At 26.4% G+C, this 13,559-nt stretch carries 15 protein-coding genes, 1 tRNA gene and 1 pseudogene; 7 read left to right on the plus strand and 10 right to left on the minus strand.

Annotation, left to right across the window (positions count from 1 at the left end):
- Positions 1 to 100 precede the first annotated feature (100 nt).
- Together dnaA and dnaN are read left to right on the plus strand one after the other, a co-directional pair.
- Positions 101 to 1,516: a chromosomal replication initiator protein DnaA gene (gene dnaA, locus ACIJYE_RS00005; RefSeq protein ID WP_435090309.1), complete on the plus strand. Its 1,416-nt coding sequence runs from the start codon at positions 101 to 103 to the stop codon at positions 1,514 to 1,516.
- Entirely contained in the window at positions 1,506 to 2,618 is a 1,113-nt protein-coding gene (gene dnaN, locus ACIJYE_RS00010; RefSeq protein WP_435090310.1) for a DNA polymerase III subunit beta, read from the plus strand. The genes dnaA and dnaN overlap by 11 nt, the downstream gene beginning before the upstream one ends.
- Here dnaN and ACIJYE_RS00015 read toward each other — a convergent pair.
- The 3 genes from ACIJYE_RS00015 to argH all read right to left on the minus strand — a co-directional run bounded on the left by ACIJYE_RS00015 (position 2,615) and on the right by argH (position 6,062).
- Complete coding sequence (locus ACIJYE_RS00015) at positions 2,615 to 3,316, minus strand: lysophospholipid acyltransferase family protein (protein WP_435090311.1); 702 nt, start codon at positions 3,314 to 3,316, stop codon at positions 2,615 to 2,617. The two genes, dnaN and ACIJYE_RS00015, sit on opposite strands and share 4 nt — an antisense overlap.
- 12 nt (positions 3,317 to 3,328) lie before the next feature.
- On the minus strand, positions 3,329 to 4,543 hold the full coding sequence (gene lysA, locus ACIJYE_RS00020) for a diaminopimelate decarboxylase (RefSeq protein ID WP_435090313.1): 1,215 nt from the start codon (positions 4,541 to 4,543) through the stop codon (positions 3,329 to 3,331).
- 127 nt (positions 4,544 to 4,670) lie between these two features.
- A complete protein-coding gene (gene argH / locus ACIJYE_RS00025) occupies positions 4,671 to 6,062 on the minus strand; it encodes an argininosuccinate lyase (protein WP_435090314.1) in 1,392 nt (463 codons plus the stop codon).
- A 24-nt stretch (positions 6,063 to 6,086) separates the two neighbouring features.
- On the opposite strand from argH, the gene ACIJYE_RS00030 reads away from it, so the two are divergent.
- Complete coding sequence (locus tag ACIJYE_RS00030; RefSeq protein ID WP_435090316.1) at positions 6,087 to 6,596, plus strand: TlpA family protein disulfide reductase; 510 nt, start codon at positions 6,087 to 6,089, stop codon at positions 6,594 to 6,596.
- Here ACIJYE_RS00030 and ACIJYE_RS00035 read toward each other — a convergent pair.
- Entirely contained in the window at positions 6,593 to 6,796 is a 204-nt protein-coding gene (locus tag ACIJYE_RS00035) for a twin transmembrane helix small protein (protein WP_435090317.1), read from the minus strand. The genes ACIJYE_RS00030 and ACIJYE_RS00035 overlap by 4 nt on opposite strands.
- Before the next feature lie 49 nt (positions 6,797 to 6,845).
- On the opposite strand from ACIJYE_RS00035, the gene ACIJYE_RS00040 reads away from it, so the two are divergent.
- Positions 6,846 to 7,496 carry an alpha/beta hydrolase gene (locus ACIJYE_RS00040; RefSeq protein WP_435090319.1) on the plus strand — a complete coding sequence of 217 codons (651 nt, stop codon included), beginning with the start codon at positions 6,846 to 6,848 and terminating at the stop codon, positions 7,494 to 7,496.
- Positions 7,497 to 7,543: 47 nt separating this feature from the next.
- Positions 7,544 to 8,113 (plus strand): HNH endonuclease, encoded by a 570-nt coding sequence (locus ACIJYE_RS00045; protein WP_435090320.1) that lies wholly within the window; start codon positions 7,544 to 7,546, stop codon positions 8,111 to 8,113.
- On the opposite strand, the gene ACIJYE_RS00050 is transcribed toward ACIJYE_RS00045, so the two are convergent.
- From ACIJYE_RS00050 to ACIJYE_RS00060, 3 genes are read right to left on the minus strand one after another with little or no spacing between them, the layout of a single operon-like run.
- Entirely contained in the window at positions 8,110 to 8,643 is a 534-nt protein-coding gene (locus ACIJYE_RS00050; RefSeq protein ID WP_435090321.1) for a demethoxyubiquinone hydroxylase family protein, read from the minus strand. The genes ACIJYE_RS00045 and ACIJYE_RS00050 overlap by 4 nt on opposite strands.
- Entirely contained in the window at positions 8,630 to 9,112 is a 483-nt protein-coding gene (locus tag ACIJYE_RS00055) for a disulfide bond formation protein B (protein ID WP_435090323.1), read from the minus strand. Before ACIJYE_RS00055 ends, ACIJYE_RS00050 begins: the two co-directional genes overlap by 14 nt.
- Positions 9,105 to 9,710, minus strand: coding sequence for a YqaA family protein (locus ACIJYE_RS00060; RefSeq protein WP_435090324.1), 606 nt, complete (start codon positions 9,708 to 9,710; stop codon positions 9,105 to 9,107). Before ACIJYE_RS00060 ends, ACIJYE_RS00055 begins: the two co-directional genes overlap by 8 nt.
- Positions 9,711 to 9,774: 64 nt before the next feature.
- Here ACIJYE_RS00060 and ACIJYE_RS00065 point away from each other — a divergent pair.
- Together ACIJYE_RS00065 and ACIJYE_RS00070 are read left to right on the plus strand one after the other, a co-directional pair.
- Positions 9,775 to 9,859: transfer RNA gene (locus ACIJYE_RS00065), tRNA-Leu, on the plus strand.
- 7 nt (positions 9,860 to 9,866) lie between these two features.
- Positions 9,867 to 11,597, plus strand: coding sequence for an AMP-dependent synthetase/ligase (locus ACIJYE_RS00070; RefSeq protein WP_435090325.1), 1,731 nt, complete (start codon positions 9,867 to 9,869; stop codon positions 11,595 to 11,597).
- Positions 11,598 to 11,968: 371 nt separating this feature from the next.
- Here the strand turns inward: ACIJYE_RS00070 and ACIJYE_RS00075 are convergent, their stop codons facing one another.
- The 3 genes and pseudogenes from ACIJYE_RS00075 to ACIJYE_RS00085 form a co-directional block, all read right to left on the minus strand.
- Positions 11,969 to 12,874 carry a CarD family transcriptional regulator gene (locus tag ACIJYE_RS00075; protein WP_435090327.1) on the minus strand — a complete coding sequence of 302 codons (906 nt, stop codon included), beginning with the start codon at positions 12,872 to 12,874 and terminating at the stop codon, positions 11,969 to 11,971.
- Positions 12,816 to 13,141 (minus strand): annotated as a pseudogene (gene fdxA / locus ACIJYE_RS00080) (ferredoxin FdxA). Before fdxA ends, ACIJYE_RS00075 begins: the two are co-directional and overlap by 59 nt.
- Positions 13,141 to 13,554, minus strand: a complete 414-nt coding sequence (locus tag ACIJYE_RS00085) for a TerB family tellurite resistance protein (RefSeq protein WP_435090329.1) — start codon at positions 13,552 to 13,554, stop codon at positions 13,141 to 13,143. The pseudogene fdxA and the gene ACIJYE_RS00085 overlap by 1 nt, the downstream one beginning before the upstream one ends.
- Positions 13,555 to 13,559: the final 5 nt, after the last annotated feature.

A 13,559-nucleotide genomic window follows, 5' to 3' on the forward strand; every position in this document is an offset into this window, starting at 1 on the left:
CACAAAACTACAATCATAGATTTTATTTTTTTTTATTTATAATTAATAAGTTGTTGCAAATTTTTTATATTAGTTCTAACTAAGTTTTTCTCTTAATAATATGAATAATTCTACAAATATAAAAAATATAAATAGTTCAAAGATAGAAATTTTTGATTGGAAGTTAGTCCAAGCTGAAATGAAAAATAAGTTGGGAGAAGATATTTTTGAAAGTTGGCTTAAAAAAATTTCGTTTGTAGATGAATTTAATAATTATATATTATTGTCTGTACCAACAAGATTTATTAGAGACTGGATAACTTCAAGATATTTAGATCAGATTTTACAAATTATTAAAGTTTACAAAAAAAATATAATTAGAATTGAATTTAATATAGTTGATCAGGGTGTGATGTTAGAACAGAAGACCACCAATAAACCCTTAGATAGAAGTGAAAATATCTCATTTATAAAAGATTCTTATCTACAGTACAACCGAATAGATCCAAATAAAAGATTTGATAATTTTATAACAGGCTCAAGTAATAAACTTGCATATGAGGCATCTTTAAAAATATCAGAAAACATATCTCATTATAATCCACTTTATATTTATGGTGGAGTTGGAATGGGTAAAACACACCTTCTAAATTCTATTGGTCTTGAACTAAAAAAAAATAACAAAGTGATGTTTATATCAGCTGAACGTTTTATGTATCAGTTTGTAAAATCAATCAAATCGAATGATATGGTTAAGTTTAAGGAATACTTTAGGAATACAGATATTTTATTGATAGATGATATTCAATTTATTAGTGGCAAAGAAGCTATGCAAGAAGAGTTTTTTCATACCTTTAATGCATTATTGGATAAAGGTTCTCAAATAGTTATATCAGCTGATAGAGCACCAAATAAATTATCAAGAATTCAAGAAAGAATTAAATCTAGGTTTTCAGGTGGTCTGGTTGTTGATATTCAAAAACCAGACTATGAGCTTAGAAAGAAAATTGTCGAAAATAAAACTCAAGAATTAAATAATCTTTATGTGAATCAAATTCAGGTTTCTAAAGAAATTGAAGATTTTATAAGCAATGAAATTACTGCAAGTGTAAGAGAACTCGTTGGTGCTATAAATAGAATAGTTTCTTTTTCAAGAATTTATAACAAAGTACCAAATTTAACTGAGACAAAAGCTATCTTAAAAGACTTATTAAATTTATCAGAAAACAAAGTAACGATAGATTTAATACAAACTGTAGTTTGTAAATTTTTTAAAATTAGTAAAAATGAAATGTTGTCATCTAGACGATCTAGATATCTTGTTAGACCAAGACAAACAGCTATTTATCTTACTAAAATTTTAACATCTAAGTCTTTACCTGAAATAGGGAGAGAATTTTCTAATAGAGATCATACGACAATTATCCACTCGGTAAAAACTATTGAAAAAATTAAAGAAAAAGACCCTGAAACGGTTCAAAATATTGACAAGTTAAAAAACCAGATATTATATAATAACAAAGAAAATGAAATTTAACGTTAATCAGCAAGATTTGCAGCAAGCTTTAAATTATTGTCAGGGTGTAATTGAAAAACGTAGCACTCTTCCAATTTTGTCTAATATCTTACTGGATGTAAGTAATTCAAATTTGACGATAACAGCTACAGATTTAGATTTGATATTTATTCATCAATTAAATAATGTGGAGATACTAGAAGAAGGTAGAACAACAACAACATCTTCAATCATGTATGATATTATAAGAAAATTTTCTTCAGGTAAAAAAATAAATCTTTCTTTAACGGACATTAGTAAATTACAGGTTGAGTCTGAAAAATCTATCTTTAATCTAAATTGTATTAGTGCAACAGAGTTTCCATTAACAGATGAAAATTTCAATCAAAATGAGTTTGTTATGAAATCAAAACAACTTTTAAAATTATTAAATAAATGTAAATTTTCTGTTTCAAATGATGAAACAAGACATTATCTAAGTGGAATTTATTTACATCAAACTGAAGTAGAGGATAAAAATTATTTAACAGCTGTTGCAACTGATAGCCACAGAATGTCAATTTCAAAAATTAGACTAGATCAGAAAATTGATTTTGAACCAATTATATTACCCAAAAAAACTATTTTTCAGTTATGCTCTTTATTGGATAGTTATGATGGAGATGTAAAAATCTCTAATATAAAATCTAAAATCAAGTTTGAATTAAATAATAGTGTATTGATTTCAAAACTTATTGATGGAAAATTTCCAAATTACATACAGGTAATACCTAAAAATAATCAAAAAAAATTAGAGATAGATTTAAAACTATTTTTAAACTCTGTTGATAGAGTTGCTTCAGTATCGCTAGATAAAAAAGATGGAGTAAAATTTAACTTATCAAAAGATACTTTGGATCTTTCTGTAAATAATACTAACAGTGGTGATGGTAAAGAGACATTGAATGTAAAATTTGATCATGATTTAGAAATAAGTTTTAATTCAAGATATTTAATTGATGTTGCGTCCCAATTAGATGGAGAAAAAGTTGAGATATTTTTTAATGATACAGGTTCACCAGCTTTAATAAAAGACCCAGGAGATTTTGATAGTATATTTGTTGTTATGCCAATGAAAGGCTAGTCTAAAAAGTTAAGTTCAGAATAAATATTATTCTCTAAAATTTTTAAAAACTCTTGTTTTGAATATCCAGCAACAATTGGTTCTAAAATTGAAATAGTAATAGTTTTGTGACTATGTTTTAGTCCTATTTTGGGCCAAACATATCCAGAGTTGATAGCGACTGGTTGACAGTTTATTTTTAATTCTTCATAAATTCTTGAAGCACCTTTTTTAAATGGCGGTCTTTCATTTGGTAAAACCCTCGTTCCTTGAGGAAAGATTATAAGGGGTCGCTTTGATTTATTTATAACCTCTGAAATATCGTCAAAGAAACTTAAATTATCTTTAGTAACTTTATTTCTCTTTATTGAAATAGATCCAATTTTTTTTAAGTACCATCCAAAGATAGGTATCATAAGTAATTCTTTTTTGAGAATAAATACAGGTGAGTTAAAAATTGTTTGTAGAAAAAACGTTTCAAACATTGATTGATGTGATGCGGCTATAAAAAATTTTTCATTATTAATGATATTTTTTTTTCCTTTGATTACGATTTTTGTTGATAAAAAAAACTTAAGACAAAAGCTAGTCCAATAGCCCATTAACTTTCCACCAATAAGAATAACCTTTTGAGGTAAAAAAAATGCAGGCAAAAAAATTAATGAAATAATTATTATTCCAGAAAAAAAGAAAATTGAAAATATTGAGTTTCTAATCATTGTTATCAAAAGCTACATTAAATCTTTATGCTTTTGTCTTTTTCTTATAATCTTTATTTTTGAACCTTTGATTAATAATTCTAAAGGTTTAGGTCTAACATTATAATTTGAACTCAATGACATTCCGTATGCACCAACATCGCAAATAGCAACTAGATCTTTTTCTTTAAGTTCTTGGAAGTTTTTTAACGTTGTAAATTTATCAGTACTTTCACAAATTGGACCAACAAACTCATAAATTTTTTTAGATTTTTTGTTAGTTTTTATTGAAGGTAGCATTTTATGGGTTGTACCATATAAAGCAGGTCTTAATAAATCATTCATTGCAGCATCAAGAATTATAAAATTTTTTCTTTCACTTTTTTTTATATATATAATTTTTGAAATAAGAGTTCCTGTGTTACCCACAATTGACCTGCCAGGTTCAAATATTATTTTTGATTTGTGGTTTTTTAAAAATTTTTTAATAGCAAGATTATATTTTGTGTAATCAAGTTTTTTATCATTATCATTATAGGAAATACCCATACCCCCACCTAAATCAATAAATTCGAACTGATAATCTATTTTTTTAATAATTCTATCAATTACTTTGAGCATTTTTTCATAGGGTTTGTGATCTAAAATTTGACTTCCTATATGAACACTTAGACATTTAAGCTCTAAATAATTTGAATTTTTGCAATAATTGATAAGCTCAAAAAATATTTTTTCATTAACACCAAATTTATTTTCTTTTTTTCCAGTTGAAATTTGACTTAAAGTTTTTGCGTCTGTATTAGGGTTTAATCTAATACCAATTTGTACTTTTTTCTTTTTTAATTTTGCAATTCTATGAATTTCTATAATTTCACTTTTAGACTCAGCGTTTATTAATAATATTTTTTTATCAATTGCATAACTAATTTCATTTGAAGTTTTTCCAACTCCAGAAAAAACAATTTTTTTTGGATTTATACCTGCTTTTAGTGCCATCATTAATTCACCCATTGATACTACGTCTGCTCCAAGGCCAAATTTTTTTATTTCTCTAATTAAACCTACATTAGTGTTAGATTTAACAGCAAAACATATTAAAGGATTAAAAGATCTAAAATTTTTTTTAAAATTATTAATATTATTATTTAGCTTTTTAAAGGAGTAGCAATAAGTTGGTGTACCATATTTGATTGCAATATTTTGTACACTAACTCTCTCAATTGTAAGTTTTTTATTAATATATTTCATTAAGCCTTATTTATAAGGGTACTTTGTATTCTAGCTTTTTGATCTGGATTTTTATATTCAGGGTCTCCTTTTTTACCACAGGAAATCATAATGCAGCATAATATTAATGTTAAAAAAATTTTTTTTATCATTTTTGTTTTTTATATTTAATTATCATTTTTTTAATATTATCAAAAGATGTTCCACCATATGATCTTTTAGAATTTATAGAATTCCTCAAATCAAACACTTTTAGAACATCATTTGTCAATTTTGGCACAATTTTCTTTAATTCTTCTAGGGTAAATTCGTTAAGATTTTTATTTTTCTTCTCTGCCAAATTAACAATAGCAGCAGTTTTTTGATAAGCTTGTCTAAAAGACATTGAGTGATTTTTTACAAGATGATCAGCTAGGTCTGTTGCCGTAATAAATCCAGAATTTGCAAGTTTTAACATTTGTTTTTTATTAGGCTTAGAATTTTTGAGAATTTCATCAAATATTTTAAGACAATTGACAAGAGTATCATTTGATTTAAAAATAATTTCTTTATCATCTTGAAGATCTTTAAAATATGAAAGTGGCAACCCTTTCAAAATTGTAAGCATAGAAAATAAATTTCCATAGGCGCCTCCGGTCTTTCCTCGCAAGTATTCTAAAAGATCGGGGTTTTTCTTTTGGGGCATTATGGATGAGCCAGTAACCACCTTATCAGATAAATTTATTAGATTAAAACCATCGGAGCTCCAAATAATAAGTTCCTCAGCAATTCTTGAAATATGCATAGAACATACAGATACACTATATAAAAAATCTAAAACAAAATCTCTATCTGAAACAGTATCAATTGAATTATTAGTAGCTCTTTTAAAACCAAGCTTTTTAGTTGTATAATTTCTATCAATATTAAAAGACGTTCCAGTTAAAGCAGCAACACCTAAAGGATTTTCATCTAAACTATCTAAATTATTAATAAATCTTTTTTTATCTCTATTAAACATTTCAACATAAGCCATTAAATAATGAGCAAAAGAAACTGCTTGAGCATTTTTAAGATGTGTGAAGCCAGGCATAATAGTGTCTACATTTTTTTCAGCTAGTTTTAACGTGCTGTTAATAATTTTATCTATTAAAACATTAATCTCTTTTGTTGAAAATCTTATCCAAATTTTAAGATCTGTAATTACTTGATCATTTCTTGATCTTGCAATGTGAACATATCCTGCTTCTTCACCAATTATTTGAAATAGTCTTTTTTCAATATTCATATGAATATCTTCATATTTTTTATTAAATTCAAATTTTTTATTTGATATTTCTTTTTCTATTTTGTTTAGACCATAGATAATTTTATTTTTAATTTTAAAAGAAATTATTTTTTGTTTAAATAACATTTCCACATGAGCAATAGATCCTTGGATATCTTCTTTGTAAAGTCGCTTATCAATGTCTATTGAATTACCAACTTTTTGAAATAAAGAAGAGGCACTCTTTTTAATACGAGTGTTCCATATTGCTTGGTTGTTTTTATTTTTTACCATGATATTTAATTATACCTATTTACCATGAGATTTTTAATATTATTTACTTTTTTGGTTACAAATGTCTTTGCTAATGATGTATCTGAGATAAAAAATATAGTTATTCATAAAGACGTAAAAACTCATAATAATGTTATTTTTTTAGATAAAAAAGATCACGAAATTAACATTTCAAATTTTGATGGAAATTTAATTATATTAAATTTTTGGGCAACCTGGTGTGAGCCATGTAAAGAAGAGATGCCATCATTAGATAGATTACAAGTTAATTCAGAGTTAGTTAATTTAAAAGTTTTTCCAATAAATATTGGAAAAGAAAATAAAATAAAAGTTAATAAGTTTTTTGAGGATTTTAATATAAAAAATTTTGAACCATATTTTGATCCACCAATAACACTTGCTAAAAAATTTTCATTACGTGGAGTTCCAACATCAATTTTAATTAATAAAAACGGTGAAGAATTTGCGAGAATAATTGGTTCAATTGATTTCGATGATAAAAAATTTATTAGTTGGCTTAAGACGTATAATTAATTTTTAAAAAAATATGCAAAGCTGACAAGAACTAGTATAGCTATAAATTGAAGCAGAACTCTCATTTGCATTAATTTATTTGAATATTTTTTGCTAGTTTCTCCACCTTTAAAAAGAGTTCCTATTCCTAGAATTAGTACTACGGCAACCAATATCAAAAGTACTATTGATAATATTTTAACTAATATTCCTGAAATCATTTAATTATTGTAGAGTGTTTTTAAAAATAAAAAACATAATTAGTTAACTATGACATTTTGCCTAGACTCAATAATAATTAGACCAGAAAATGGACTCGAGATAAAAAATGCAGTGATTTTACTCCATGGATATGGAGGAGATGGAAAAGATATTAGTATGCTGTCTTTAAACTGGAAGAGACATATGCCCAATACTGTTTTTATATGTCCAAATGGGCACGAGAAATGTGTTGTAAATCCTACAGGTTATCAATGGTTTGATTTAACTAAGGAGGATCCTAGTTACATATTAGATCAATCAATTATAGCTGAAAATAAGATTAAAAATTTTATTGAAGAAATTAAAAAAGAATTTAATTTAACACATAATCAAATTTGCTTATCTGGATTTAGTCAGGGATGCATGATGTCATTAAACGTTGGTCTCACTTCTAGAGAAAAATTTTTATGTATAGTTGGTTTTTCGGGAAAAATTATTAATCAGGATAATTTAAAAGAAAGAATAAATAATTCGACAGACACATTATTAATACATGGTGATGTTGATCAGGTTGTGCCTTCAATACATTTATTAGAGGCAAAAGATTTTTTAATTAGAAATAGTGTTGAGGTTGAGACACTACTAATTAAAGATTGTGATCATCATATTCCTCTGAAAGCTTCAAGTACAGCACTTAATTATATTTTAAAAAAAATATAATCTTTCTTATTATTGAAAAAATTCTTTAACTGAGTTAACATTAGATCATGAATGATTTTTTTGAGCAAAATGTATCATTACAAAAGTGTCCAGCATTAGTTCTTAATGCTGATTATAGACCACTAAGCTATTATCCTTTATCTTTATGGTCTTGGCAAGATACTGTAAAGTCAGTTTTTCTTGATAGAGTTATTATTGTTAGTAATTATGACAGGACAATAAGAAGCCCTTCATTTAGTATGCAATTACCTAGTGTTATTGCTTTAAAAGATTATATTGTGCCACAAACAAAGCCAAGCTTTACAAGGTTTAATGTTTTTTTAAGAGATAAGTTTTCTTGTCAATATTGTGGAAGTAATGAAGAACTTACTTTTGACCATCTTCTGCCGAGATCTAAGGGTGGTGAAACCAATTGGGACAACGTTGTTACAGCTTGTTCATCATGCAATGTTAAGAAGGGTGGAAAATTACTAAAATACTCAGATATGCAATTAAATCAAAGCCCTTATCGACCATCAACGGAAGATTTACACAAAAATGGTAAAAACTTTCCTCCTAACTTTTTACATAAAAGTTGGATGGATTATCTATATTGGGATGTGGAACTAGAGTCCTAAATCTTTTCAGAAATATTTATTGCGATTTTTGATCCTGTTTTAATAACTTTATCTAGTATTGAATAAATACCTTTCTTAGTTGCCCCTTTTTCATAGGCTATATCTTTGTGATTTATTTCATCTTCTCTAAATTTTACTATTTTTTTCTTAAGGTTTTTTTCATCATTACCTAGTTGTTTAATTTGATTTAAATAATGTTTATCTATTACCTCTTCAACAGAAGCTGTACAAAGCATTGCTGCTTTTTTTCCTAATATTGTCGAACCAAAACCTAACCCTACACCCATTAAATCCCAAAGAGGCAATAGTTTAGTTGGGTTAATATTTCTTTTTTTAATTTCATTTTCAAAATAATCGCAATGTTCTTTTTCATGTTTCTTCATTTCTTCAATTGTCTTTTTTAAATCATCATCTTTTATAAAAGTATTAAGAGCTAGTAATTGGCCTTCATATATTTTTATAGCTCCACGTTCACCAGCGTGATCCACTCTTATAAACTCTTCTATTTTTTTCTTATTAATTTTTGTCATACGAAAAATATATTTTAGTAAAAACTATTGTTATTAATAAAGATATAATTATATTTAGCGTTGTAAGTGAAAAACCTAAAATTTTAAATGTTACATCTTTGCAGCTGACTATTTTTTGCTGTAATTGCTGTAATATTTCTTCTTTAGATAAGATTTTTGAACTATTTTTAAGATCACAGACAAGAGACTCTTTAATAAAACCTTGCTCAATTCCCAAATGATATAAAGATATTAGCGTGCTAGTCAAAAAAACAAAGACCAACAAAAGTATTAAATACCTTTCTAAATGATTAAACTTGTAGTTAATTGTAATTATAATTAAAGCTATAATATAAGGTATTCTCTCAATCAAACATAGATTACATGGTTGATGACCTAAAATATATTCAATGAAGTAGGCAGAAATTAATGCAAATAAACTTATTAAAAACGTAAGTATAAGAATTTTTTTTTTATTTTGATTAAGCATTAAATTTTAAAATTATAAGCATGATAAAAAATATCAAAATTATCAATAAACCTAAAAAGGTAAACCATTTTGAACCATATTTTTCCATAAATTCAGAAAACAAATCACCAAATTTATAAGATAGATATGAGATAAGGAAAAATCTTAGACTTCTTGAGATCAAACTCACTATCATAAAGACTAATATGTTAAAACCAATCAATCCACTTGCGATAGTGAATGCTTTATATGGTAGAGGAGTAAAGCCAGCTAAAAAAAGAATACTCAGCCAAGCAAGAAAACCTTCACCTTGAGACAAATTATTTTTTATGCTGACTACCTTTTTTTCATACCCATAAAATTCAATTATATTCATTGCCGTATCTAAAAAAATAGCACCAAGCATGTAGCCAAAAATACCTCCCAAGACTGAAAATATTGAAGCTATTAAAAAGATTTTTAAGTAATTTTTCTTTTTAGCTATAACCATAGGGATAATCATGACATCAGGTGGTATAGGAAAAAAAGAACTTTCTACAAATGATACAACGCCCAAGAAAAAATTTGAACTTTTATGGGCAGCTAAGTTTAAACATTTTTTGTAAAGAGTTTTAAACATTTTTTGGTTTTATTATAATTTGAGTTCTTATACTATTTAAAATATTAATTAATTAATAATAAAAGGGCGAATGGCGGAACTGGTAGACGCGCACGACTCAAAATCGTGTTTCGCAAGAAGTGAGAGTTCGATTCTCTCTTCGCCCACCAAATGATTATGAATTTAGATAATTTTAATAGTTTAGTTGAATTATTTTTTTATCAAGTAGATAAACAAAATAAAGAAAGTATTTTTTTACAGTGGTTAAACCCAAATAATAAAAAAACATATACATGGGAAGAGACTCAAAAAAATATTTTTAAATTATCCAAAGTGATAAAACAAAATATAAAAGAGGGTGATAGATGTCTATTAGTATCTGAGAATAGACCTGAGTGGTTTATTTCTGATTTAGCAATCATGTTGTCTGGTGGAATTACAGTCCCAGCATATACAACTTATACAGAAGAGGATTACAAGTACTTAATTGAAGATTGTGAGCCAAGTTTAGTAATAGTTTCAAACAATGAAATGCTAAGGAAATTAAGCAACACTATTAATAAAAAAGATTATATTAAAAAAGTTATTACATTAGATGAAATCGATAAAGTCATTAATAATTTAGATTTAACTAATAAAGAACAATATATAGATTTTGGTGCAATATTAAAAAATAATTTATTAGAAGAAGATAAAATTAAAAATAATAAATTAAAAAGAACTTCGCCTGCTTGTATAATTTATACTTCAGGAACTGGAGGAAACCCAAAAGGTGTAATCTTAAGTCATGGTGGTATTTTAAACAACCTTGTAGGAGCTTGTGAAATTATGAAGCCATTATTTAATTCAAGACCAGTGTTTTTAACTTGGCTCCCTCTTTCACATTCTTATGAACACTGCGTACAATTTGCTCAGATTGCTGTAGGAGCAAAGGTTTTTTATGCTGAAAGAATAGAAAAACTTTTAGAAAATATGTCTGAGTCAAAACCTACAATTATGACGGCTGTTCCAAGATTTTATCAAAATCTCTATAACAAAATTAATAATAATTTAAAAAAACAAACAGGTTTTAAAGAAAAGTTAATTAATGCAACTCTTCGACTTGGTAATAAAAAATTATTAAATCAAAAAATGACTTTTTATGAAAGGTTAGTAGATTTAACAGTTGAAATATTAGTTAGAAGAAAAATAAAAAAGCAGTTTGGTGGAAACTTAAAAGCCTTTGTTTCTGGTGGAGGTGCTCTGGACAGAGAGATAGGAGAATTTTTGAATTCTGTAGGGCTACCCACACTTCAAGGTTATGGTTTAACAGAAACATCACCAGTAGTAAGTTGTAATCCTATACACAAGATTAAAGTCGAAACTGTTGGTCCTCCTTTTAAAGGAAACGAAGTTAAAATAGCTGATGATGGAGAAATTTTAGTTAAGGGTGAAAATGTAATGTTGGGATATTGGAATAAAAAAGAAGAAACCGACAAAGTAATTATTGATGGGTGGCTTTATACGGGTGACATAGGAGAAATTGACCAAGAAGATGGTTATTTAAAAATTACAGATAGAAAAAAAGATATTATTGTAAATGCAGGAGGAGATAATATTTCTCCAGCTAAAATTGAAAATTTGATTACAAATGAAACAGAAATTGATCAATGTATGGTTTATGGAGATAAAAAAAATTATTTAGTTGCTTTAATAGTCCCCAGCAAAGACTTTGCAAAAGAAAAAGATAAAATAAAAATTGTAATTGAAAAAATAAATAAAAAATTAACTTTATTAGAAAAAATTAAAAAAATTCAATTGATAGATGAAAATTTTTCTATTGAAAACGGTTTAATGACACCAACAATGAAAGTAAAAAGAAAAAAAGTTACAGAAAAATATAAAGATCAATTAGAAAAACTCTATTAAAGCATAATTTATAAACCGTATATTATCCGCATAAACATTAACTAAATTAATTAAATAAATTTTAAAAAAAATTAAAAATAAAAATTATTTTTTTTTAAATTTAAGTTTTAATTAAAGAATTGACATAACTTATATAAAAAAATAAAAATATAGTAATAGCGAATCAAATTGATTCGTTTAACTTAAACAGGGAGCTAAAGATGCCTAAGAAAAGAAAAAAAGCTGCTAAAAAAACTAAAAGAAAAGCAGCAAAGAAGAAAACTAAGAAAAAAGCAAAAAAGGCTAAAAAAGCTAAGAAAAGAAAAAGATAGTAATTATCTAATCTTTATTAAAAACGCTTCTCATTACAATTTGTGTGAGAGGCGTTTTTTTTATTCTTCAATATTTTCGTCGTTTTCAGGAATGGGCTCTTCTACAGGTAATTCCGTAGAAGTACTTTTTGGAGCTTGTGTTGTAGGCGCCGCTTGACCACCTAAGTTTCTTTTTAAAGCTTTATCCAGTTTTTTCTGCGTATCCTCTAACGATACATTGAGAACAATTTGAAATTCAGATAAAATTCTCTCATAGGCTTTTTCAAACAGTTGTCTCTCACTGTAAGATTGATCAACCATTAGATCATCACCTTTATTTAAATCTCTTACAACTTCTGCTAATTCATAAATTTTACCAGATGAAATTTTAGCTTCATATTCTTGAGCTCTTCTACTCCACATAGATCTTTTAATTTTTGGCTTACTTTTTAAAATTGATATACATTTATTAACTTGGTTAATAGTTGCTAAAGGCCTTAGGTGTGATTGTTTATTGACTGGGACCATGCCATTAGCTTTATCTTTTTCAAATTTTATTACATAGGTCTCAACATCTATTCCACCTATATTTATTTTTTTGAATTCTGTAATTTGACCAACACCATGTTTAGGATAAACAATATGATCTTTAATTTTGTACTCTCTTTTTTCAGATTCCTGTTTTTTTACTTTTTTGATCTCAGGTTTTACTTCATTGTTTTTAGAAATTCTTAAGTTATCAACTTTTGTTTGTTCTTTTGACTCAGTTATTTTAGTATTTTTTTTTAATTTCGAAGGTAATTTTTTAGTAATAACTTTACTTTTTTTTGTAACTACTTTTCTTTTAGTTTTTTTAACTTTAGTTTTAGCTTTTACGACTTTTTTAGTTTTAGTAACTTTTTTTTTCACTTTGTTTTTGTCTTTACCTTTAAAGATTTTCTTTAAAATATTTTTCGTACTTATTTTGCTCATTTTTAAATTTTTCATGATCCTCTAGAGGATTTTTTTTTCACTTATGTTTGGCCAGATCTCTGAAAACTTTGTGTTAATTTCTAACCATTTTTCACTACCAGGCTCAGTATCTGCCGTAATGGCATCAATAGGACATTCTGGCTCGCAAACGCCACAATCTATACACTCATCCGGTTTAATTACAAGCATATTTTTACCTTCATAAAAACAATCGACTGGACAGACATCAACACAGTCGGTTAGTTTACACTTTATACATTTATCATTAACAATATAAGTCATTACAAATTTTTAGTTTTAACTTTGGTTTTAATATCGCCCATAGTTTTGTTGTCAATATACAGCAAGCCCGCAAGTCGTCTCATTAAATTTGTTTCATAAATATCCGCTTCATTATTTGAATAAATAATTGACCACAAAGACTCAATTATTTTGATTTTATCATTTTCAGGCAAGTTTTTAACTTCTCTTGTAAAATCTAAAATTTGGTTTGAGTTTTGTTCAATAATTTTTGCCTCATTAATTATTTTAGTTAAATTCTCTAATGAAGAGCCAAGTTCTAAAAGTGTCTTTTTAATAATTTTCTCTTCTTTCTCACTATAATTTTCATCTATTTTAGCAGTATGAATTAATAATGCACAAATTTTAATTAAAAAATTATCTTCAGTTTTTTTATTATCTTTTTTTAAAAACATTTAAA

This window comes from Candidatus Pelagibacter bacterium nBUS_30, assembly GCF_051201245.1.
Classification (GTDB): Bacteria; Pseudomonadota; Alphaproteobacteria; order Pelagibacterales; family Pelagibacteraceae; genus Pelagibacter.